At 69.9% G+C, this 20,759-nt stretch carries 19 protein-coding genes and 1 pseudogene; 8 read left to right on the top strand and 12 right to left on the bottom strand.

What is annotated here, in order from left to right; translation table 11 throughout:
• Positions 1 to 215: 215 nt before the first annotated feature.
• The 5 genes from K8556_RS35240 to K8556_RS35220 all read right to left on the bottom strand — a co-directional run bounded on the left by K8556_RS35240 (position 216) and on the right by K8556_RS35220 (position 2,787).
• Positions 216 to 656: a DUF1801 domain-containing protein gene (locus K8556_RS35240; protein WP_223744505.1), complete on the bottom strand. Its 441-nt coding sequence runs from the start codon at positions 654 to 656 to the stop codon at positions 216 to 218.
• Complete coding sequence (locus K8556_RS35235) at positions 649 to 1,086, bottom strand: DoxX family protein (protein WP_223744504.1); 438 nt, start codon at positions 1,084 to 1,086, stop codon at positions 649 to 651. The genes K8556_RS35240 and K8556_RS35235 overlap by 8 nt, the downstream gene beginning before the upstream one ends.
• Before the next feature lie 11 nt (positions 1,087 to 1,097).
• Positions 1,098 to 1,664, bottom strand: a complete 567-nt coding sequence (locus tag K8556_RS35230; RefSeq protein ID WP_223744503.1) for an SRPBCC family protein — start codon at positions 1,662 to 1,664, stop codon at positions 1,098 to 1,100.
• Entirely contained in the window at positions 1,661 to 1,999 is a 339-nt protein-coding gene (locus tag K8556_RS35225; RefSeq protein WP_223744502.1) for a helix-turn-helix transcriptional regulator, read from the bottom strand. The genes K8556_RS35230 and K8556_RS35225 overlap by 4 nt, the downstream gene beginning before the upstream one ends.
• A 203-nt stretch (positions 2,000 to 2,202) precedes the next feature.
• Positions 2,203 to 2,787, bottom strand: coding sequence for a glutathione S-transferase family protein (locus K8556_RS35220; RefSeq protein ID WP_223744501.1), 585 nt, complete (start codon positions 2,785 to 2,787; stop codon positions 2,203 to 2,205).
• A gap of 104 nt (positions 2,788 to 2,891) precedes the next feature.
• On the opposite strand from K8556_RS35220, the gene K8556_RS35215 reads away from it, so the two are divergent.
• Positions 2,892 to 3,785, top strand: coding sequence for a LysR family transcriptional regulator (locus tag K8556_RS35215; protein ID WP_223744500.1), 894 nt, complete (start codon positions 2,892 to 2,894; stop codon positions 3,783 to 3,785).
• 129 nt (positions 3,786 to 3,914) lie between these two features.
• On the opposite strand, the gene K8556_RS35210 is transcribed toward K8556_RS35215, so the two are convergent.
• Positions 3,915 to 4,877 (bottom strand): helix-turn-helix domain-containing protein, encoded by a 963-nt coding sequence (locus tag K8556_RS35210; protein WP_223744499.1) that lies wholly within the window; start codon positions 4,875 to 4,877, stop codon positions 3,915 to 3,917.
• Positions 4,878 to 4,977: 100 nt separating this feature from the next.
• Between K8556_RS35210 and K8556_RS35205 the strand changes: the two genes are divergently transcribed.
• Positions 4,978 to 5,805, top strand: coding sequence for a dienelactone hydrolase family protein (locus tag K8556_RS35205; protein ID WP_223744498.1), 828 nt, complete (start codon positions 4,978 to 4,980; stop codon positions 5,803 to 5,805).
• A 59-nt stretch (positions 5,806 to 5,864) separates the two neighbouring features.
• Here the strand turns inward: K8556_RS35205 and K8556_RS35200 are convergent, their stop codons facing one another.
• Complete coding sequence (locus K8556_RS35200; protein ID WP_223744497.1) at positions 5,865 to 7,970, bottom strand: WD40 repeat domain-containing protein; 2,106 nt, start codon at positions 7,968 to 7,970, stop codon at positions 5,865 to 5,867.
• A 206-nt stretch (positions 7,971 to 8,176) separates the two neighbouring features.
• Here K8556_RS35200 and K8556_RS35195 point away from each other — a divergent pair, with 206 nt between their 5' ends.
• From K8556_RS35195 to K8556_RS35185, 3 genes are all read left to right on the top strand, one after another.
• The gene (locus tag K8556_RS35195; protein ID WP_223744496.1) at positions 8,177 to 9,268 is read left to right on the top strand and encodes an SGNH/GDSL hydrolase family protein; all 1,092 of its coding nucleotides are present in this window, start codon (positions 8,177 to 8,179) and stop codon (positions 9,266 to 9,268) included.
• Between the two features lie 204 nt (positions 9,269 to 9,472).
• Positions 9,473 to 10,297: a DUF481 domain-containing protein gene (locus tag K8556_RS35190; protein WP_223744495.1), complete on the top strand. Its 825-nt coding sequence runs from the start codon at positions 9,473 to 9,475 to the stop codon at positions 10,295 to 10,297.
• Positions 10,298 to 10,322: 25 nt separating this feature from the next.
• Entirely contained in the window at positions 10,323 to 11,912 is a 1,590-nt protein-coding gene (locus tag K8556_RS35185; RefSeq protein ID WP_223744494.1) for an AbgT family transporter, read from the top strand.
• A 22-nt stretch (positions 11,913 to 11,934) separates the two neighbouring features.
• Here K8556_RS35185 and K8556_RS35180 read toward each other — a convergent pair whose 3' ends face one another.
• Positions 11,935 to 12,498 carry a hypothetical protein gene (locus tag K8556_RS35180; RefSeq protein WP_223744493.1) on the bottom strand — a complete coding sequence of 188 codons (564 nt, stop codon included), beginning with the start codon at positions 12,496 to 12,498 and terminating at the stop codon, positions 11,935 to 11,937.
• 143 nt (positions 12,499 to 12,641) lie between these two features.
• On the opposite strand from K8556_RS35180, the gene K8556_RS35175 reads away from it, so the two are divergent.
• Positions 12,642 to 14,198, top strand: coding sequence for a leucyl aminopeptidase (locus tag K8556_RS35175; RefSeq protein ID WP_223744492.1), 1,557 nt, complete (start codon positions 12,642 to 12,644; stop codon positions 14,196 to 14,198).
• Positions 14,199 to 14,288: 90 nt separating this feature from the next.
• Here the strand turns inward: K8556_RS35175 and K8556_RS35170 are convergent, their stop codons facing one another.
• From K8556_RS35170 to K8556_RS35160, 3 genes are all read right to left on the bottom strand, one after another.
• Complete coding sequence (locus K8556_RS35170) at positions 14,289 to 16,160, bottom strand: bifunctional UDP-sugar hydrolase/5'-nucleotidase (protein WP_223744491.1); 1,872 nt, start codon at positions 16,158 to 16,160, stop codon at positions 14,289 to 14,291.
• A 70-nt stretch (positions 16,161 to 16,230) separates the two neighbouring features.
• On the bottom strand, positions 16,231 to 16,689 hold the full coding sequence (locus K8556_RS35165; RefSeq protein ID WP_223744490.1) for a MarR family winged helix-turn-helix transcriptional regulator: 459 nt from the start codon (positions 16,687 to 16,689) through the stop codon (positions 16,231 to 16,233).
• A complete protein-coding gene (locus K8556_RS35160) occupies positions 16,686 to 17,117 on the bottom strand; it encodes a hypothetical protein (protein ID WP_223744489.1) in 432 nt (143 codons plus the stop codon). Before K8556_RS35160 ends, K8556_RS35165 begins: the two co-directional genes overlap by 4 nt.
• Positions 17,118 to 17,330: 213 nt before the next feature.
• Here K8556_RS35160 and K8556_RS35155 point away from each other — a divergent pair, with 213 nt between their 5' ends.
• The gene (locus K8556_RS35155) at positions 17,331 to 18,755 is read left to right on the top strand and encodes an RtcB family protein (RefSeq protein WP_223744488.1); all 1,425 of its coding nucleotides are present in this window, start codon (positions 17,331 to 17,333) and stop codon (positions 18,753 to 18,755) included.
• Between the two features lie 510 nt (positions 18,756 to 19,265).
• A complete protein-coding gene (locus tag K8556_RS35150; RefSeq protein ID WP_223744487.1) occupies positions 19,266 to 20,012 on the top strand; it encodes a hypothetical protein in 747 nt (248 codons plus the stop codon).
• 22 nt (positions 20,013 to 20,034) lie between these two features.
• On the opposite strand, the pseudogene K8556_RS35145 reads toward K8556_RS35150, so the two are convergent.
• A pseudogene (locus K8556_RS35145) lies at positions 20,035 to 20,417 on the bottom strand (transposase); the annotation flags it as partial.
• Between the last annotated feature and the right edge of the window lie 342 nt (positions 20,418 to 20,759).

Below are 20,759 nucleotides of genomic sequence, written 5' to 3'. Positions count from 1 at the left end.
GGCCCCCCGCGCGATGAATCCGACAACCTGTCTTTCCGGCGGCATGTCTCTTCCCCTCAGCCCGCTTTGTAGGCCTTGAGCGCGTCTTTCCTGTCGCTCTGCGACGTCCCCATCTTGTCCAGGGAGAGCGGGACGAAGCATCAGGTTCTCCTGCGAGAGGATGCGGCTGCCCGGCAAGCCTCTCACAAGAGGGGGCCTTGCCGGGCCTCGCTTCGCTACCGGGGAGCCTGCTTGCGCTTGGCCACCGAGGACTTCGGCTTGCTCTTGCTGTCGAGGTTGAGCGCCACCGCGGCCTTCACGAGCGCCTTGAACGCGCGCGCGTCGACGGTCTCCCCTTCATGGATGTCGATGGCCCTTCGCACGTTGCCCTCCAGGCTGGAGTTGAAGAGGCCCTTCGGGTCCGGGAGGCTGGCCCCCTTCGGGAACGTGAGCTTCACGGCCTTCTTGTACGACTCCCCGGTGCAGATGATTCCGTGGTGCGACCAGACCGGGTTGCTCCACTTCCACTCCTCGGTCAGCTCGGAGTCCGCTTCCCGGAGGAGCGTCCGCATGCGGGCCAGGGTCTCCGCCCTCCAGTCCCCCAGATCAACGAGCCGCTGATCGATGAGCCGGGAGGCGGCCTCTCCAGAGACGGGCTCACTGCCGCGGCTACCCATGGACAGCCTCCGGCGGACGGGCGGCGGCCTGGAGGCCGCGCCAGGAGACGTAGGAGAGCCCCCAGAGCACGCTGGTGCCCGCCGCGAAGGCCCATGCCTGCGGGCCATCCCCCACCGCGAAGTGGGCGATGAGCGCCGAGACGAGGTTGATGGCGAAGCCGGCGTAGGCCCACTCCTTGAGGCGCCACGGCACCGGCGCGAGCAGCGCCAGCACCCCGAGGACCTTGGCCCACGCCAGCTCCACCCGGAAGTAGCTGGGGAAGCCAAGGTGCACGAACCCATCCGCCGCGTCCTTCAGGCTCAACTGCGCGTAGGCGGTGAAGCCCATCTGCAGGCAGAAGAGCACGGTGGCGATCCAGAAGACGACGGCCACGGCTTTGGGGGACGGTCTGGCGGCGACGAGCGCCGGCTTCGGCAGGGTCGATTCCATGGTGGGCTCCTTCACTGCTTCGGGTTGCTGGCCTTCCAGGCGGGACTCTGGACCCCGAACTGCTCCGCGTACTCGGTGGTCAGGCGCTGCCAGTCGTACTTCATCGCTTCACCGCCCACGATGCGGCCCACCGGGTCGCCCGCGAGGTGCTGGTCCAGGACGTCGAAGCAGATGTGCCAGCCCGCGGCGCCCCACGAGATGAAGTTGCGGTCGATGTTGTGCCAGAGCGTGAGCCGCGTGCCGCCAGCGCCCGTCGGCTCCAGCTCCCAGCGCAGGTCCTGCGGCCCCCAACTGTACTCGAGCAGCTTCGGCGCCTCCGCCCGCTTCACGGCGGTCTCCGAGACCTGCGGCGTCGGCGCTCCGACCGTCGAGAGCTTCACCGGCCCCACGCTGGCCATGCTCCGGTCCGCGTCGAACGGCGCCCACTCGGCCAGGTGCGCGGGGTCGGTCAACGCCTGCCACACCTTCGCCGGGGGATGACGCAGATCCCGGACGAGGACGAGCGTCCACTTGTCGCCTTCCTTCTGGACCCTGGCTCCGGCCGCGGGGCCGGGGGTGTACTTCGCACGGTGGCTCATCGCTTCTTTCCCTTCCTGGGTTCGGGTTCCTGGTCCATCCGGTCGAGATGGCGTTCGAGCGCGTCCACATGGAACGTCCAGAAGCGCCGGAATGGCGCGAGCCATTCATCGACCTCCATGAGCGGCTCGGGCCGGATGCGATAGACGCGCCGTTGCGCGTCGACGCGCGACTCCACGAAGCCGGCGTCGCGCAGCACGCGCAGGTGCTTGGACACCGACGTCTGGGGCATCCGCAGTTGGTGCTCGATTTCGCCCACGGAGTGCTCCGACGCCGCCAGCAGGCTGAGGATGGCCCGGCGGTTCGGCTCCGCGATGATCGCGAACGATGATTCCATGCCCCATATATGCCCACGGCTTCATATGCCCGTCAAGTCATATACGAGCCCTGGCGAGGCCCGGGTGGGCATCCGGGCGGGCGGGCCCTCAAGGGGCGCGGGCCATCCAGAGCCGGCGGAAGAGGAGCGCGTGGCCGAACAGCACCGAGCCCACCAGGACCGCCGGCAGCCATACGAACGGCGCGAACATCAGCCGCCGCGGATCACCCGGCGACGGCCCTGCGCACCGCCGGGCGCTGGGTGTGGAGCCTGACGTACTCGAACAACCGCGGATGCCCGTCGAGCAGCCTCAGCGTGTGCGCCAGATGGAGGATGGAGGCCATCAGGATATCGGCGGCGGTGAACGCGCCTCCCACGAGGAACTCCCGGCCGCCGAGCCCCCTGTCGATGACGTCGAGCACGGCCGTGAGCCGGGCCCTGTGCTTCGCGTCGTCCGCGTCCGGCTGCGTGCGCCCGTGGAACGCCAGCACCGCGGGATCCAACTGGAGCTCCGCGAAGGCCATCCATCCGTAATAGGGACCGCGCTCCGCGCTCCCCACGGGCGGCGCCAGGTGCTTCTCCGGATACCGGTCCGCCAGGTGCAGGCAGATGGACAACGCGTCCAGCAGCGTGACGTCCCCATCCACCAGGGCCGGGACATCTCCCAGCGGATGCATCGCCAGGGACTCAGGGGGGGTGTTCTCCCGCCGGTCGAGGTCGAGCCTGACCAGCTCATAGGGCACGCCAAGCTCCTCCAGCAGCCAGCGGGGACGGACCGCTCGGGTCCTGGGGGCGAAAGAGAGCTTCATGGGTGGCACTCCTGGAGGCCGGGTGAGGCCTCAAGATGCGGCGGCCGGAGGGCCCGGACAATGCGGCCCCGGACGAACTCATTGTCAGGTTAATCTTGACGGTCATGATCCCACCGGCCGACATGCTCCTCTTCGCCACCGTCGTCCGCGAGGAGAGCTTCACCCGCGCGGCGCTCAAGCTCGGCATCACCAAGCAGACCGTCAGCGAGCGCATCCGCCAGTTGGAGGAGCGGCTCGGGGTCCGGCTCCTGGAGCGCACCACGCGGCGCCTGCGGGTGACGGGGGCCGGCGTCACCTACTCCGAGCGCTGCGCCGCCATCGCCGCGCTCATCGACGAGGCGAACAGCGAGGTGCAGCAGGGCATGGCGGATCCCACGGGGCTGATCCGGGTGTCCTCGCCGGTGCTCTACGGCCGGCGGTTCCTGACGCCTGTCATCTCGAAGTACCTCGACCGTTATCCCCAGGCGCAGGTGGAGCTGGTGCTGGCGGACCGCCGGCCCCACCTCATCGAAGAGGGGCTGGACGTCGCCATCCACATCGGCCCCCTGCTCGACTCGTCGCTCGTGGCGCGAAAGCTGGGAGAGAGCTCGGTCCACTTCGTCGCGAGCCCCCGCTACCTGTCGCGGTACGGCATGCCGGACGCTCGCAATCTCCGCTCCGCCCGCTGCATCGGCTTCAGTGCGTTCGAGACGTGGATGGCGGAGGGAGTGAAGACCCGCATCGACCCGGTGCTGACCGTGAACGACCTGGAGCTCGCGTGCGAGGCGGCCATCGCCGGGGTGGGCATCGCGCTCGTCCCGGACATCCTCTGCCGCGACGCCCTCCGTGACGGCCGGCTGAAGGTCCTCTTCGGCCCCAAGCCCGCGATGCTGCGGCCCATCCACGTCGTCTATCCCAGCCGGACGAACCTTCCGCCCAAGGTCCGGCTCTTCGTGGATGCCGTGGCCACGCTGGCCGCGCCCACGCCGCCGAAGGCCCGTGGCCGGAAGCGGAGGTGAGGCTCACCGGGGCGCGCGCCTCGACCGCTGGCCGGGGCCGGACACCCGCGCCATGCGGACCTGCGATGACCGCGGGCACTTCGACAGAGGCCAATCGGGCGAGCACCTCGAAGCCGCTGAACCGTGGGCTCAGCGCTTCCGGGAGGCCCTGCCCCGTGGGGTCTCGCCCGCGTACCGCCGGTATACGCGGCGGAACGCGGCCGCGTCGGCGTAGCCCACCCGGGCGGAGATCGCCTCGACCGACTCGTGCGTCGTCTCCAGGAGGTGGGAGGCGTGCGCCACGCGGACGCGCTGCACGAACTCGAGCGGCGTCATCCCCAGGCCGGCCTGGACGCGCCTCGCGAGCGTCCGCGTGGAGGTGGCGGCGGCCCGGGCGAGTTCGTCCAGCGTCAACTGCCGGCCGAGGTTCGCGGCCACGAAGCGCTCGACCGCGCCCAGCGCCGGGTCCGAGACGCGCAGGTGCTCCATCACCATGTACCGCGACTGCGAGACGCGCTCGTCGAGCACGAGGTAGCGGGCCACCAGGTGCGCGAGCGACGGGCTCGCGACGCGCGCCACGAGCGCCAGCATCAGGTCCGCATGCGCGAAGGCGGAGCCCGCGGTGAGGACCCCTCCGCTCTCAACGACCATCCGGTCCGAGCGGACGGTGACCTGGGGGAACCGGCGCGCGAACGCGGGCACGAGCCACCAGGTCGTCGTCGCGCTCCGCCCCGTCAGGAGCCCCGACGCGGCGAGGACGAAGGTCGCTGAACACGAGGCCGCGACCACCGCCCCCTTCGCCGCCGCTCGGACAAGGAGGTCGAGGACGCGCGCGGTGTCGGCGCGGGACAGCAGGCGTTCGATGGCGCGCTCGCTGACCGCGGAGAGCCCGGGCACCAGCAGCACGTCTCCCGCCTTCACGCCGCGAAGGCTGAGCGCGCCGTCCACGGAGACCGGGCGCCCCGTCCCCGAGCGCACCGGATTTCCGTCGAGCGACACCACGCGCTGGCGCAGCGAATCCGCTCGCCGGGGGACCGGGGCAAGGCCCGCCTCCACCAACCGCGCCGCCGCGGCGAACCCGTCGAGGCCTACGCCCAGCGGGCCCTCGGCCACGCCATCCAGGACGACATGGGAAATCACATTGGCAAGAGTAGACCGAAGCTTGTCGATTCCGCCACTGGCCGGAACGGCGGTTCTTCCGCATCGTCCGGGCATGCGAACCTCCGAGCCCGACTCCACCGCCGATGATCCGCTCGACGACTTCGAGCGGCGGTCCATCACCCTCGATTCCGCCACGCGGACGGTCTACGTCGCCGGCCGCGGCCCCGCGGTCATCGTCATGGCCGAGATGCCCGGCATCAGCCCTCACGTCGCGCGCTTCGCGCGCTGGGTCCGGGACGCCGGCTTCACGGTGTACCTGCCGTCGTTGTTCGGCAGGGACGGGGCGTACCCGCACGCGGAGGCGGGGCTCGCCGTGATGAAGCGCGCCTGCGTGAGCGCCGAGTTCCGCGCGTTCGCGGCGAACGAGTCCAGCCCCGTGACGCAGTGGCTGCGTGCGCTCGCGCGTCTGGCCCACCAGGAGTGCGGAGGCCCTGGCGTCGGCGCCATCGGAATGTGCTTCACCGGCAACTTCGCGCTCAGCATGATGCTCGAGCCCGCGGTGCTGGCGCCGGTCCTGTGCCAGCCCTCGCTGCCACTCGATGCCCCGGGCGCGATCCAGATCGCCCCGGAGGAGGCCGCGGCCGTCAAGGAGCGGCTCGAGCGTGAAGACCTGACGGTGCTCGCCTACCGCTTCGAAGGGGACCGCTACTGCACGGCGCAGCGCTTCGCGGCCTACGCCGCCACGCTGGGACCGCGCTTCGTCCCCAAGGTGCTGCCCGATTCAGCCGCGAACCCCAGGCCTCCGTCCTTCTTCGAGCGGGTGGTCGGCGGGGCCCACAGCGTCGTGACGGCGCACCTCATCGACGCCGCGGGAGAGCCGACGCTCGCGGCGCGCGATGAGATTGTGACGTTCTTCGCCCAGAGGCTCCGTCCGGGCTGACGGCGGCCGGGGGCACGGTCCATGTGAGCCGGGGCCTAGCCCCGCCCTGGCGCCAATGACTAGCTCTCTGGCGTTTCGAGCGGCACCGCCGGTCCAATCCAGAGGATGTCCCGGAAGGACAGGAGCCGCTCGCGGTACGAGCCGATGGGAGCGCGCGGGTGGAGGAGGATTCCCTCGTCGGAGACCTCGAGCAGGGCCCCGAGCGCGTACCACGTCCCGGACTGCGTCTGGCGCAGCAGCACCCCCTTGCCGAGATACGGCGCCAGGTTGGCGCGGCTGATGGCGGGGCCGTGCGTGAAAACGGGTTCGGCCCTGTAATGATCCAGGGGCCGCGAGGGGGCCTGGTATTGCTTCAGGAACCCCCACTTCGCGTGCCGGGCGTCTCTTGCCTCCAGCGTCTCGCCTTCGGGCACCGGGACGTGCCGCTCCTCGAACGCGTCCTCCTCGGGGGGCGCGACGGGCGCGGGGGCTGTGTCCTCCCAGCGCGCATGCCGGGTCCCCTCGGCCCAGCGCCAGGGCCAGGCATGGCGTCCCCCCACCGAGAACATCAGCCGGGGCTCGAGCTTCTCCCGCGAGCCCGGGGGACACACCACGGCGCCGTCCGGCTGCGCGCGCGTGAAGTCCCAGCCACGCTCGGACGGGATGAACCGCGCGACCTCGTCCGGCCAGGGGTTCCAGTCGCTCGGAGGTGGCACGCGGCCCGGCTCCAGCTCCAACGAGGTGCGGAAGCGCAGCGCGCCGGTGTTCACGTCCCAGAAGGCGATGTCGTGGGGCCCCGTCCCCACGAGCGTGTCGTCCGCGCCCCAGGCCAGTCCGTCGATGCCGCTGGCGCCCTCGAGCCGCCGGAGCATCCGGGCCGAGGACCCCACCTTCCACAGCTCGACCTTGCCTCCCTCCCCCAGCAGGCAGGCGCCCATGGTGCCATCCGGGGACCAGGCCCAGCGGCCCAGGTCGCCGCTCCTGGACGCCGGCCCGAACGAACGGCGCTTCAGGTCCACCTGACACAGGCGCTTGCCGCCCTCGAAGATGAGCACCTGGGGGAACTCGTAGTTGTTGATGAGCACGGCCAGACGCCGGCCGTCGCGGGACCAGACGTATTCCTCGACCGCGTGAACGCGCAGCTCGGCGTCCCTGTTCAGGACGGACACCGTCTGGCCGGTGTGTCCATGGGCGAGCCGGGGCGAGTCCTCCCCGTAGGCCAGGCGGGTGCCATCCGGCGAGAACGCCACCGGCAGCGTCAGCGCATCGAAGCGGTACTCCAGGTCGCCGCTCCGCACGTCGATGGCGGAGGCGGACGGATGGGACTGCGGCTCCGGGCTGGCGCTCGGCTCGAGCGCGAACTCGTCCTTGCAGTAGCCATGGATGCGTGAGCCATCCGGGCTCCACCGCACCCAGGTGTGCGGGCGCGACTTCGAAGGCTGTCCGTTCAACCGGGCCGGGCACCAGCGAAGGCCTTCGCTGTCCTCATGGATCCGGGTGCCCTCCCGGAACGGGACGATGCAGCCCAGCGCGCCGTCCGGCCCGGGCGTGGAGACGAACAGGTGGGCCTCATCCGGAGACCAGCACCACGCGGGCAGGTGTCCCGAGTTCTCCACGTGCTTGGGATTGATGACGGTCCCCCCCGGCGGCGAGCCCCAGCGACGGGTGACGTCGGCGGTGAAGCAGGGCAGCGCTCCGGAGAAGGCCCGCAGCACGCCGATGACGACCTGGCCCAGGATGACGCCAAGCCACTGCCCCGACGGAGACCACTGGAGGCAGGAGGGCTCCCGCGTCGAGCCGACCAGCGCCGTCTCGAACCCGACGGCGTCGACCACGCGCCCCGTGGCCAGCTCCCAGATGCGCACGTCGCCCCCGTGCGACTCGTCCAGGCGGTTGCTCGCGATGGCGAGATGGCGTCCATCCGGGCTGAGCGCGAAGCAGCGCTGCATGCCGATGTAGCGCGGGGTCTCCACGAGCCGTGCCCCCGCGGCCAGGACCTTGTCGGAGACGCGCCGGTGGAGCTCCGTGAGGCCGCGCTCCCGTTCCAGCCGGAGCAGCCGCTCGCGCAGCGGCGGGAGGTCCCGGCCGGGCTCGAAGTTGCCGAAGTCGGCCTGTTCCAGCAGCGCTTCGAGCTCCGCGTCGGAGCAGTCCATCAGCAGGGAGGGGTTCGCGAAGGGTCCTGGCATCTGGCTGGAGTCTCTCCTGCCCACGACGATACCGCACGGTCGGCCCCGCGCATCGCGAGCGGCGCCTTCCCGTGTAGGCTGGGAGCTTCGTGCCCGACCGCTCTCGCATCGCCAGGTTCTCCCGGGGCCTCCAAGGCGTCTGCCTTGGCGTGGGCCTGTCACTGGCCGCGTGCAGGAGCCCCTACCCTCCACCGGAAAACCCCTCCATGGCCTGGGTGAGCATTCCCGCCGCTGACGCGCGCGTGCGTTACGTGGGCCGCACGTACCGCTCCGATGCAGGCGTCGTCTTCTCCCATCCGGGCGTGACGGTGCGCGCGAGCTTCTGGGGGGACGCCGTACGGATGCGGCTCCATGACGCGGGCGCGGGCGGCGACATGGGGACCAACCACTTCGACGTCGTGGTGGACGGGGCCCCTCCCCGGCTGCTCGCGGTGGAGCCCGGCCAGGGCAGCTACCTGCTCGCCAGCGGCCTCCCCGTGGGGTTGCACACGGTGGAGCTCCTCAAGCGCACCGAGTCCCTGGTGGGCGCCAGCACGCTCCTGGCGCTGGAGGTCCATGGCGAGCTCCGCGAGCCGCCCCCGCCGCACACGGGGCTCAAGCTGGAGTTCGTCGGGGACTCCATCACCTGCGCCTACGGCACCGACGTCACCTTCCATCCCGAGACAGCCTCCTCCCGGGTGCCCACCTTCACGTCGAAGCACCAGAACCCCAGACGCGGCCATGGCTGGCTCACGGCCCAGCGCCTGGGCGCGGAGGCCGTGTTCGTCTGCTATTCGGGCCACGGCGTGTACCGCAACCTGGACCTGTCCACGTCCGGGTTGCTGCCCGCCGTCTACGAGCGCGCCGTCCCGGACCACCCCGCCGCCTGGGACTTCTCCCAGGGCTCACCGGACGTGATTGTCATCAACGCCGGCACCAACGACGCGTTCGCGGGCGCGGGCACCGCCGCGTTCCTCCCGGACGAAGCGGCCTTCAAGGCCGCCTACCGGACCTTCCTCGAACGGCTCCGCGCGCTGCATCCCCGCGCGCACCTCGTCTGCACGCTGGGCAGCATGACGGACGGCTTCAAGCGCAAGGAGCAGCAGGGCGTGGTGACGTCCGTGCACGTCGGCGATTGGATTTCCCAGCTCGTGGCGGAGCGCCAGCGGCTGGGCGACGCCCGGATCCACCGCCACGTGATGGCCGTGCAGAACCCGTTCGCCGACGGCGTCGGCGAGGACTGGCACCCCTCCGCCGCCACGCACCAGAAGATGGCGGAGTCGCTGAGCCGGTTCATCCAGGACGTCGTGCGCCCCTGAGCCAGGGCGCGCGGAACAAATCCCGCGTCACGTTCTGACGGGCAAGGACACGAAGGGGCCACTCCCTGGCATGCCCGCCTGTGATTGCCGTACGCGCGGTGCGTGTCAAAGGTTGCGTGGGGCGCGAGAGGGCCTTCGAGCACCACCGGGGCCGCCCCTCCTCCTTCACCGGGACCGGCAGGCTCCTCCTTCCCCAGGGCACGTATGAGTCCACTCTTCCTCCTCTTCGCGGCCATGGCCCAGACACCCACGCCGCCTCCCGACGCGGCGGAGGCCTCCGCACCGGCTTCCGTCGCGGCGGCCGCCGACGAGGACGAGGACGAGGAGGAAGGGCCCTGGACGGGGTCGGCGGGGCTCGGCGCCTCCTTCTTCACCGGCAACGCCCGCACCTTCACCCTCACCGGCGATGCCCTGGCGGAGTACGAGTCCCCGGTGTGGGCGCTCACCCTGGAGGCGGATGGCGCCTACGGCAACGCGGCCACCGAGGACGAGGAGGAGCGGGAGGTCACGGCCCTGACGCTCGGCGGCTGGGCGCGCGGCGACTACCGCTTCACGCGCCTGCTGAGCGCCTACACCTTCCTGGGCGTGCAGACGGACCACCCCGCCAGCCTGGAGCTGCGCACCGAGGTGGAGCTGGGCGCCGGCTTCACGCTCCTGGAGCGGACGAAGAAGTCGAAGGAGCTCCTGCTGCGCACGTACCTGGGCGCGGGCTACGCGAAGGACCGCCGGTTCCAGTACACCCCCACGCGCGAGAACCTGCCGGACGTGACGCAGTGGTCGCCCGCGGTGGGGCTGGCGTTCCGCTATGACATCAACGCGCACGTGTACGTGCGCGAGGACGCCGTGCTGCTGCCGGACATCTTCGGCGACCCCCGCGTCCTGCTGGACTCCACCACGAAGCTGTCCGTGGACATGACGGACCGCTTCGCGCTCACCACGTACTTCGAACTGCAACACGACAGCGCACCCGCGGCGGGCAAGGTCCGGACGGATACCTCGCTTTCGGTGGGGGCCGAGCTGGAGCTCTGAGGGATTGGAAAGGAGCAGCACTCCCATGGCCAAAGCGGCTCATTTCGACGACATCCAGGTCCCAGGCGAGACGAAGAAGAAGCAGCGCACGCCGCCGAAGAAGAAGGGCATGGAGCGGGTGCTCGACGCCATCGAGCGGGTGGGCAACAAGGTCCCCCATCCCGCCATCATCTTCGTCGCCCTCATCGCGCTCGTGATGGTGCTCTCCCACCTCTTCTACTGGCTGGGAGCCAGCGTCACCTACGAGACCATCAACCCGGACACCCACCAACTGGAGCAGACGACCACCGCCGCGAAGAGCCTGCTGACGGGCGAGGGCCTGCGCTTCATGTTCGCGGGCGTCGTCCAGCACTTCATGGACTTCAACGCGGTGGGCGTCATCATCGTCGCCATGCTGGGCGTGGGCGTCGCGGACGCGGCGGGCCTGGTGGGCGCGCTCATCCGCAAGCTGGTGGCGGTCGCTCCGGCCCGGCTCCTCACGTACATCCTGGTGTTCGTGGGCATCCTGTCCAGCATCGCGGCGGATGCCGGCTACCTGGTGCTGATTCCCCTGGCGGCGGCCGCGTACCTCACCGTGGGCAGGCATCCCCTCGCGGGCCTGGCGGCCTCGTTCGCCGGTGTCGCCGCGGTCTTCACCGTCAACATCCTGATCAAACCGCTGGACGGCATCCTGACGGAGATCACCAACGACGCCATCCACATCCTGGCGCCGGACCGCTCCATCGACCTGACGGCGAACTTCTGGTTCTCCGCCGCGTCGGTGTTGATGCTGACCCTCGTGGTGTCGCTCATCAGCGACCGGCTCATCGAACCCCGGCTGGGTGAATACAAGGGAGAGAAGCCGGCCACGGTGGGCGCGAAGCTGTCCCCGGAGGAGTCGCGGGGGCTGAAGTTCGCGTTCTGGGGGCTCGTGGGCGTGCTGGTGTTCTTCGGCCTGCTGGCGCTGCCCCCGGGGGCGCCGCTGCGCAACCCGGAGACGGGCGCGCTCGTCGGGGACTCGCCGTTCATGAACGGCCTCATCGTCGCCATCACCGTGCTGTTCCTGGTGACGGGGGCCGCCTACGGCGTCGGCGCCAGGACGCTCAAGAACAGCGTGGACGTCATCAAGGCCATGGAGAAGGCGGTCGCCGGGCTGGGCGGCCTCATCTTCCTGCTGTTCATCATCAGCCAGTTCATCGCCCTCTTCACCTACACGAACATGGCGACGATCGCGGCCGTGAAGGTGGGGGATGCCCTGGAGCACGCGGGCCTGGGCGCGCTCCCGCTGCTCGTGGGGTTCGTGCTGGTGGTGGCCGTCCTGGACCTCATCATGACGGGGGCCATTCCGAAGTGGGCCATCTTCGCGCCGGTGTTCGTGCCGCTGCTGATGCGGCTGAACGTGGACCCGGAGGCCGTGCTCGCCGCGTACCGCGTGGGCGACGGTCCGTTCAACGCCATCTCCCCGCTGAACGCCTACTTCGCGCTCATCGTCACCTTCGCCCAGAAGTACCAGAAGGACGCGGGCGTGGGCACGGTGGTGGCCTTGATGCTGCCGTACGTCATCGTGGTCTTCGCCGTGTGGATTGCCCTCCTGGTCGCGTGGCAGGTGCTGGGGCTGCCCTGGGGGCTCGGGTAGGCCCCCCACCCGGGCGCTTCCCTCAGCGCCGCGAGTCGCGCCGGCCCTGGGTCCGGCGGCCCCGGGCGGAGGCGTGGGCCTGCCGCTTGAGGGAGGCGAAGCGCTCCTGCTTCAGGGCCCCGCCCCGCTTCTGGCGGGTCGCCCGCTTCCCGGAGGCGGGGGCCTTCGCGGTGCGGCCGGCGGCGCGTGTCCGGCGCGCGGGCTTGCGTCCGCCCGTGGCCGTGCGCGTCGCCCGCCGGGTGGAGGGACGGCTCGCGGCGCGGGCCGGGGTCCGCGCCTTGCGCTCGAGCAGGGCGAGCCGCTTCTCGAAGCGCTCCAAGGTGAGGGCGAAGTACTCGGCCTTGCGGAGGGTGTTGCGGTTGCCCTCGGCGCGGCGGGAGCGGGAGGGCACCTCCTTGCGGAGCGCCTCCCTGCGCTGCCGCTGCGCCTCGTCCTGGTACTTCTCCATCAGGCGGCGCGCTCGCAGGATGCGTCCGCGCAGCTCGCGTGGCGTGAGCCCGGCCAGGTTGCGTGGGGCGCTGGACAGGACGAGCTGGGCTTCGCGCTCGGTGAGCAAGGACATCCGCTTCGACGGCAGTGTGCGCATGGGCTTCCCCCTCATGGGATTGCGTCGCGGAACATCCACACCTCGCATCCGCCGGCAAACCGCTCCCGGAGGCAGGGGCAGGTGACCTTCTGGACGTTGCACCGTCCCGGCGCCGTGCCCAGTTCCTCCATCAGGAGGCTTCCATGTTGACTTCGTTCCATTCGCGCGCGCAGGCCGAGTTCCACCCCGCTCCTTCCATTGAACCCCCGGAGGAGACGAAGCTCGCCGTGGCGGCCACCGTCCCCGCCGATGCCGGCTGCGTCGGCACGTTCGTGGGAGTGGACGAAGCGGTGAAGGCCCCTGGCATCGACCGCGCGTTCCTGAAGGCGGCGGGCTTCGAGGGCAAGGCCGGGCAGACGCTGCTCATTCCCCGCACGGACGGCCCGCCCCTGGTCGCCGTGGGCGTGGGTGAGCGGGCACGGCTGGACGCGGGCAGGCTCCGGGACGCCGCCGCCGCGTTCGCGCGGACCGCGGGCCAGCAGAAGCGCGTCGCGCTCCAGGTCCCGGACACGGGCAGCATCCCGGCGGACCTCGCCGCGCAGGCCCTGACCGAGGGCGTCCTGCTCGCCCGCTACCGCTACCGGCCCTACAAGCGGCGGTCCGAACAGGAGCCGCCGCTCGAAGCCCTGACGCTCGTCTCGGGCCCGGGCAACACCGGGGAGGTGGAGCAGGGGATGATGCGTGGAGGCATCCACTCCCGCGCCACGGCGTTCGCGCGAGACCTGGCCAACGCCCCCGCCACCCTGCTGACCGCCGCCCGCATGGCGGAGGTGGCCGAGTCCCTGGCCGAGCGCTGCGGCCTGGAGGTCGAGGTCTTCGACGGCGAGGCCCTGGCCGGGCTCGGCTGCGGCGGCCTGCTGGGCGTCAACGCCGGCAGCGCGGAGCCGCCGCGGATGATCAAGCTGACGTACACGCCCCGGGGCAGCCGCGGAGAGCCCGTCCAGCCCCTGGGCCGTGTCTCGCTGGTCGGCAAGGGCATCATGTTCGACTCGGGCGGCCTGGGCCTGAAGCCGAACGACCTGGTCCACGCCACCATGAAGGGGGACATGGCCGGCGCGGGCGCCATCCTCGCGGCGATGACGGTGCTGAAGCCGCTGGGCTGCAGGACGGCGGTGACGGCGTACCTGATGTGCACGGACAACATGCCCTCTGGCACCGCCATGAAGCTGGGAGACGTGCTGACGGTGCGCGGCGGCAAGACGGTGGAGGTCATCAACACCGACGCGGAGGGCCGCCTGGTGATGTCGGACGCGCTCGTCCTGGCCACCGAGCAGTCGCCCCGCCCCGACGCCATCGTGGACATCGCCACGCTCACCGGGGCGTGTCAGCGCGCGCTGGGCGTGCTGAGCGCGGGGGTCCTGGGCAATGAGCAGTCGCTGGTGGACCAGGTGAGGGACTCGGGGGAGCGCACCGGCGACACCGTGTGGCAGCTCCCGCTGGACCGGCGCCTGCGGCAGGAGCTGGAGTCGGAGGTGGCGGACCTGAAGAACGTCGGCGGCGACAACGCCGGGGCCATCACCGCGGGCCTCTTCCTGGAGGAGTTCGTGGACGGGCTCCCCTGGGCGCACATCGACATGGCGGGGACCGCGAGGGCCGAGCGCGACAACGCGTGGCGCAGCAAGGGCGCGACGGGCTACGGCACGCGCCTGCTCATCGACTTCCTCATGGGCTTCAAGCCCCCCCGCGAAACCCGCCACTGAAAGCCGGCGCTCGCCCCGGAAGGAGGCCCGGTGGGACCTGCCCCCCAAGGAAGAGGGGGCTGTCCACCGGGCGTCCCTGGGGGCCCTGCGTCACCGCACCGGCGCGCACTTCGCCGGGCCGAATCTGGCCTGGAAGTAAGGCGTGTAGAGGTCCGGCGCGAGCGTGAAGTTGCAGGTGTTCACCGCGTCCGGGGACAGGTCCTGGTGCTCCTGCATGTAGCGCGCGACGTAGTCCCGCACCCCGTCCGCGGAGGACCACAGCAGGCGGCCTTCCTTGAACATGCTGTACCCGCCGCCGCCACCGCCGCGGTAGTTGTTGACGGCGATGCGGAAGACCTGGTCGTCCTTCACGTCCTCGCCCTGGAAGCGCAGGTGCGTGAGCCGCGAGCCCGCGGGCTTCGTCAGGTCGTAGCCGTACTCGATGCGCGAGTAGAGGTCCCAGTTGTAGTCCGCGACGACGGGCGTGGTGGCCTTCGCGTCCTCGGGCTTCGCGGGCAGGTTCGCCGCGTCCAACTGCTTGAAGTACAGCGTGTTCATCTCCAGCGCGCGCCGGAGGATGGAGCCGTTGATCTCCATCACGTACAGCGTGTTGTCATAGATGTAGACGCTGTAGGCGTCCCGCAGGGTGACGTCCCCCGCGGGCAGCGCGACGTCGTTGGAGAACAGGGCCGTCGCGGACAGGTCCACGGGGAAGCCGGCCTCCGCCGCGGCCTCCTCCTGCACGATGTTGAGCAGGTCCGCCAGCGCGCTGTCCACGTAGCGGCCGGGGAAGCCGCCCACGAAGGCCGCCGTGGTGCTGCCAATCTTCTGGTTCACGTAGGCCACCGTGGTGTCGTGGGCGGCCTGGGTGAGCTGGGTGACGGTGGCGTCCACCGCCACCGTGTCGTCCACCGCGAGGAGCCGCGAGTCGTGCGCGTCCACGCCCCAGCGCTCGCCGTTCCAGGTGACGTTGAGCTGCACGTCGGCCAGGTGGCTGCCCCAGCGGTTGGGCTGCGTGAGGAGGACTTCACGGCCATCCTGCTGCTTCAGCAGCATCTTCGGGATGGGCTGGTGGGTGTGGCCGGTGAGCAGCACGTCCACGCCCGGCACCTGCTGGGCGATCTGCACGGCCTGGTTCTCAGCGGTGAGGTTGCCGCGGTCGGTCCACCTGGTGGCGTCCGCGTAGTCCGCGAGCCACGACTCGGGGCTGGTCGCGCTGCCCGTCGGCTGCTTGTCCGGGCCGCCGTGGATGGCCACCAGCACCACGTCCGCGCCGGCCTGCTTCATCAGCGGCACGTACGTCTTCGCGGTCTCCAGCGGCTCGTCGAAGCGCAGGCCGGTGATGTTGTCCTTGCGCTCCCACGTCGCCACGCCCGGCGTCACCAGGCCGAGGATGCCGACCTTCACGTCGCACACCGTCACCATCACGTACGGGGTGAAGGCCTCGGAGCCGTCGGAGCTCTTGCGCACGTTGGCGCCCAGGAGGGGGAAGTTCGCCTCGCCCTTGAACTTGTCGAGGACGTCCTGGCCGTAGTTGAACTCGTGGTTGCCCATGGCCATGGCGGCGTAGCCCAGCTCGTTCATGGCGGTGGCCATGGGGTGCTTGGACGCGTTGTCCACCTGGGCGTAGTAGGTGCCGAGCGGCGAGCCCTGGATGGTGTCCCCCGTGTCGACGAGCAGCGTGCAGTCCGGGTTCTTCGCGCGCTCCTGCTTGATGAGCGTGGCCACCTTGGCCAGGCCGCGCTTCGCGTCCGGCTTCCCGGAGAAGTAGTCCCACGGGAAGATGTTGGTGTGCAGGTCGCTGGTCTGCAGCACCGTCAGCGTGCGCGGAGACCGGTCCACCGGTGCCGGGTCGACGGGGGGATCGTCATTGGAATCACAGGCGGTCATCAGCGAGCTGGCGCCCACGAGACAGAACGTGCCGGTGCGCAGCGCGCGCATCAGGAAGGAGGAGCGGTTCAAGAGGCCTCGACCTTGTGCCATGCCGGAAGGCAATCTTCCGGAGGGGCGCGCACCCTACAGGAACGCTCTGACGTCCTGTCTGGATTCCCCCTCACTCCCCGGACGCCGGCTCCAGGTTGGCCACCACGCGGCGCAGGAGCGCCATGAACGCGGCGCGCTCCTTCTCGCTGAAGCCGGAGGTCGCCTGATCCGCGACCTCCTCCAACCGCGCCTTCGCTTCCGGCAGGCGCTCCCGGGCCTTGGGTGAGAGGGAGATCCGGCTCGCGCGCCTGTCGTCCGGGTGCGGGTGACGCTGGATGAGGCCGTCGCGCTCCATGCGCGTGAGGAGCGCGGCCATGGTGGGCTGTTCGACGTGGGCATACTCCGCGAGCTGCTTCTGGAGGAGCGGCCCGTGCTCCTCCAGCGCGAGGACCACCGGCAGGTAGGCCATCCCGAACTCGAGCGGCCGCAGCCGCTGCTCGAAGTGGCGCATCAGCAAGCGGGACGCGTGGTTGATCCAGAAGGTCGGGACGGTCTCGGGGTCCCAGCGGGGAGGCGTCTTCGCGCTCATTGGAGGTTGCCCGAGGAGTCCTCCGACTCCTCCTCGGCGGTCGGGTAGGCGGAGACGGCCAGGGCGATGCCCTGGTCCGCGAACCACCGGACGTCCTCCGGTGGGAAGTGGATGGAGCTGGTGAAGTGCCGCGAGGAGCCGACGAACAGGCCGAAGTCCACGACGCAGGGGACGGCCTGCTGGCGCAGCTCCAGGAGCAGCGGGGCCAGCACCTCCAGTTGCCTGCGGGCGGCGGCGACGGGGCCGTGCAGCGTGCCCTCGCCGTCCTCCACCAGGGTGAGGTTGAAGCCAGAGGTCGAGTGCCGCCCCTGGCGCTGGTGCGGCTCGCCCTGGAGCCAGACGGCGTCCGGGTGGCAGTCCGGGAAGCGATCCAGGACGGACGCCACATCGAACTCCGGGGCCTGGGCCCGTAGGACCGCCACCGTCATGACACCGCTCCAATCCCCTGCATCGACACGTCCATGGGCCCATCCTCGAACGGCGCGGGCCTTTTCGCGAGTCCGTCAGGTGGGGTGTGTTGGATCGTCCAGGGGGTCGCGGACGCTCCGGCGTCCCGACCGCGGCTGCTGACCCGAGGTCTCGAATCCATCGCTCACGTCCCCCGGGCTGAAGCTCCGCCCGGGTCAGATTCCGAGAAGGTCATGCAGCCGAAATTGAACCGGCTCCTGCGGGCACTTGCCCGCGAGGGGCTCGACGTTGCCTACGACGGTCGTGTCTACACGGTCCGCCTCCTGGCGGATCCCCATGCGCCCCCCGCCGAGGTCCTCCTTCCGCCGGACCTGCCGGTGGAGGGCAAGGCGCTCCAGCAGCTCGCGGCGCTCGCCGCGCTCCACCATCCCGACGGAGGCCGCGTGAAGCAGGTGCGCGCGACGCCGGACTTCCATCCGGGCGACTCCGGGGTGGCCATCGGGTCGGTGGTCCACACGGAGGGCCTGGTGGTCCCCGGCGCCGTGGGCACGGACATCAACTGCGGCATGCGCTTGCACGTCGCGGACCTCTCCGTGGACGCCTTCCTCGCCCGCCGCGACGCCTTCGTCGAGCGGATGAAGGGGCACTGCTTCTTCGGCACGCGGGACGTCGCCCAGGGCTCGCGCGCCCTGGAGGCGCTGCTGCGGGACGGCCTGCCCGGCTGGCTCCTGGAGACGGAAGGCCAGCCCCTGGGCATGGCGGCCCGCATGGACCTGGGCCAGCTTCACCGCGAGTCCGGCCGCGTCCACCTGGGCGGTGCACTGGAGGGCGACCCGGCCTGGGCGCCCACCGGGCTGCGGCGGGAGGGCGTGGTGCGCGACCCGGGCCTGGCCACCATTGGGGGAGGCAACCACTTCGTGGAGGTGCAGCGGGTGGAGGCCGTGGTGGACCGCGCGCGGGCGTGGGCCTGGGGCGTGCGGGAGGGGCAGTTGGCTTTCATGGTGCACTCCGGTTCGCGGGACATGGGCAAGCACGTGGGGCGCACCTGGCAGGAGCGGGCGCGCGCCGCGTGGCCCTCGGGGGCCCCGCACCCGGGGAGCGGCATCTTCCCGCTCGCGGATCCCGCGAGGGTGCGCGAGTACCTGAAGGCGGAGGCCACGGCGGCCAACTACGCCTTCCTCAACCGGCTGCTGCTCGCGGAGCTGGTGCGGCAGACGCTGCGGGAGCTCTTCGGGGACGTGGAGGCGCCGCTCGTCTACGACGTGCCCCACAACATCACCCTGCCCTGGGATGGCGGCTGGCTGGCGCGCAAGGGGGCCTGCCCGGCGGAAGAGGACCAGCCGGTCATCATCCCCGGCTCCATGGGCGCCACGTCCTACCTGATGCGGGGCCTGGGCAACGCGAAGGCCCTGGCGTCGGCCTCGCATGGGGCGGGGCGGGCGCACTCGCGCTTCTCCATGTCACGGGGTGGCGCGAAGCACCGGGAGGAGGACCTGGGGCTGACGGGGGTGGACTGCATCGCGCTCCGGGCCGAGCGCCGCATCGAGGAGGCCCCCGCCGCCTACAAGCCCATTGGCCCGGTGGTGGCCTCCCAGGTGGACGCCGACATCGTCCGGGAGGTGGCACGGCTGCGGCCCCTGATGACTTTCAAGGCCTGAGCGGAGGGCCCTGGGCCGTGGGCGCCTCCGGGTGCTCCCGGCCCGGCTACCGCTTCAGCTTCCGCTCCCGCGCGATTCGCGAGAACTCCGATTGGTGCGTCTCGCCGAAGTGGGTGGACTTGAGGTCGATATGCTGGATGTGGTCCGGAGCACGCATCCAGGCGCTGGGCGCGGAAAGCTCATCCCCAGCAGCTTGGCGATGCTGCTCGTGAGCTGATTCCGCAGACGGAACCGCGCCAACTCAAGCGCCTCTCCAGAGAGGCGTATATCCGGCAGTATAGAACACCTGGGCGGGCATCCCTCTGCATAGGTTCGAGAGAGGGCGGCGACATCTCGCTGGGCTGGAGGGTCCGGTCACCAGAATCTACAGCACGCATGGCCTGGGCACTAATTTTGCCGCCGACAAGCCACCCAGCCAAGATATCGAACATGGCTACGCCAACGCTCTCGCCAACTGAATCCATGCCTGCGAGCACGCATGAGGAGTCAATCAGGCACCTCCAGGAGTTCATGGAGCGCAGCAACGGCCTTCTCCAGAAGCAGCCTAGCGACGCAGAAATGGCCGCCTACCGAGAGACTCTGCGCCGCCTCCTGACTGATGCCTTCGGGGGTGACCTTACCTGGTGGTACGTCGCAGATAGGGCGGGAAGCACCCTCATCTGCAGTGATGATGAGTACGACGTCATTAAACACCGTCACTTTGAGATTCGCGAGAAGAGCGTAGTTCTCATTGAATGCATCAGCGAACTCAAGCGCAATGCAGCCCGCTCGTTCGCGGCTACTGCTTCGCGTGAGGTCTCTAGCCTTGGAGCGCTGATGAATATCCTTCGTCAGTTTCACCGCTTTGCGACGCAGCTAAAAAAGCGGCACGCAGGGCGCGAAACTTTGACAATCAAGGACGAGCACGACGTACACGATCTCCTGCATGCTTTGCTCCTTATGCACTTCCTAGATGTTCGTCCAGAGGAGTCCGCCCCTAGCTTTGCAGGTGCGAGCCCACGCTTGGACTTTCTGCTCAAGGAGGAGCAGATCGTTGTCGAAGTGAAGAAGACTCGTGAGTCGCTGACCGAACGGGGGCTTTGCGATGAACTCCTCGCAGACATTGCCAGGTACCAAAAGCATCCCAATTGCAAAATACTAGTCTGCTTCATCTACGATCCCGAGACACGCATCACGAATGTTTCCGGACTTGTCAGCGACCTTGAGAGCACTCCTTCGGCGATGCCTGTTCATGTGTTTATTGGCCCACAGCATTGAGTAAACGTAACCGTTCACCGACTCATGCTGCGTACGCGAACAGAGGGGCCTCCGCGCGAGGCAGCAGCGAGGGTGGCGGCAAACCCGACGATGCGTGCGCAGCATGTCCGTCAGGAAGTTCAGCACACCCCGCTCTTGTCGCTTGAGCGTGGAGACTGCGGTGAAGATGCGCTCGACGAAGCGACTGACTTCGGGTCATCGCGTTCCGAATGACGTCTTGCGGCACATGACGGCGCGGCGGATGCACTGCTCATCGAAGTTGTTCGTCAGCTCGATGCCGGGCACATCGGCAAACGTCCAAAGGCACTCTTCCAACTGGAGGATTTCTCGCGCCATGCCCGCTGTCTTCTTCTCCGCAGGCACCTCGGCCTGACGCAACCGCCGGCCCACCGTGCGCCACACCTTAACCACCGCGGCAAGAAGATGGATGCGCTCATGGCCGAGGTGGACGCCTACCTTGACGCGCGCAACATGCAGAGGACGGCCAGCCCTTTGCTGCGCGCCCCACCTACTCGACGCGCAGTTTGAGCCCGTTCGAGAATCACGACTCGTCGTTTAGACGCAACTGGCATGGCGGGGGCAGATGAGCCCCACGTTCCGCCCCACGGGATGCCGTTGCTCAAGCTCCCATGGACAGGTCCCCGCCTGAGATTCCGCACTGTCGCAGAACCATCCGCTTCCGGTTTAGCCGCCGCTCCCGAGAGAAGCCTCACGCTTCCGTCGTTCGCGCTCTCGGCGCTGCTGGCG

The sequence above is a fragment of the Corallococcus sp. AS-1-12 genome (assembly GCF_020036995.1).
In the GTDB taxonomy this organism is placed as follows: Bacteria; Myxococcota; Myxococcia; order Myxococcales; family Myxococcaceae; genus Corallococcus.
Note: the sequence above shows the minus strand (reverse complement) of the source record. Positions and strands in the feature narration are given on the sequence as shown.

Bases quoted from the DNA above. Each gene is read 5' to 3' on its own strand.
- K8556_RS35150 (WP_223744487.1), top strand. From the start codon at position 19,266: ATGGAGCGCAGCAACGGCCTTCTCCAGAAGCAGCCTAGCGACGCAGAA.
- K8556_RS35220 (WP_223744501.1), bottom strand. From the start codon at position 2,787: ATGAAGCTCTCTTTCGCCCCCAGGACCCGAGCGGTCCGTCCCCGCTGG.
- K8556_RS35155 (WP_223744488.1), top strand. From the start codon at position 17,331: ATGCAGCCGAAATTGAACCGGCTCCTGCGGGCACTTGCCCGCGAGGGG.
- K8556_RS35195 (WP_223744496.1), top strand. From the start codon at position 8,177: ATGGCCTGGGTGAGCATTCCCGCCGCTGACGCGCGCGTGCGTTACGTG.
- K8556_RS35200 (WP_223744497.1), bottom strand. From the start codon at position 7,970: ATGCCAGGACCCTTCGCGAACCCCTCCCTGCTGATGGACTGCTCCGAC.
- K8556_RS35160 (WP_223744489.1), bottom strand. From the start codon at position 17,117: ATGACGGTGGCGGTCCTACGGGCCCAGGCCCCGGAGTTCGATGTGGCG.
- K8556_RS35230 (WP_223744503.1), bottom strand. From the start codon at position 1,664: ATGAGCCACCGTGCGAAGTACACCCCCGGCCCCGCGGCCGGAGCCAGG.
- K8556_RS35190 (WP_223744495.1), top strand. From the start codon at position 9,473: ATGAGTCCACTCTTCCTCCTCTTCGCGGCCATGGCCCAGACACCCACG.
- K8556_RS35175 (WP_223744492.1), top strand. From the start codon at position 12,642: ATGTTGACTTCGTTCCATTCGCGCGCGCAGGCCGAGTTCCACCCCGCT.
- K8556_RS35205 (WP_223744498.1), top strand. From the start codon at position 4,978: ATGCGAACCTCCGAGCCCGACTCCACCGCCGATGATCCGCTCGACGAC.
- K8556_RS35180 (WP_223744493.1), bottom strand. From the start codon at position 12,498: ATGCGCACACTGCCGTCGAAGCGGATGTCCTTGCTCACCGAGCGCGAA.
- K8556_RS35185 (WP_223744494.1), top strand. From the start codon at position 10,323: ATGGCCAAAGCGGCTCATTTCGACGACATCCAGGTCCCAGGCGAGACG.
- K8556_RS35170 (WP_223744491.1), bottom strand. From the start codon at position 16,160: ATGGCACAAGGTCGAGGCCTCTTGAACCGCTCCTCCTTCCTGATGCGC.
- K8556_RS35235 (WP_223744504.1), bottom strand. From the start codon at position 1,086: ATGGAATCGACCCTGCCGAAGCCGGCGCTCGTCGCCGCCAGACCGTCC.
- K8556_RS35240 (WP_223744505.1), bottom strand. From the start codon at position 656: ATGGGTAGCCGCGGCAGTGAGCCCGTCTCTGGAGAGGCCGCCTCCCGG.
- K8556_RS35225 (WP_223744502.1), bottom strand. From the start codon at position 1,999: ATGGAATCATCGTTCGCGATCATCGCGGAGCCGAACCGCCGGGCCATC.
- K8556_RS35215 (WP_223744500.1), top strand. From the start codon at position 2,892: ATGATCCCACCGGCCGACATGCTCCTCTTCGCCACCGTCGTCCGCGAG.
- K8556_RS35165 (WP_223744490.1), bottom strand. From the start codon at position 16,689: ATGAGCGCGAAGACGCCTCCCCGCTGGGACCCCGAGACCGTCCCGACC.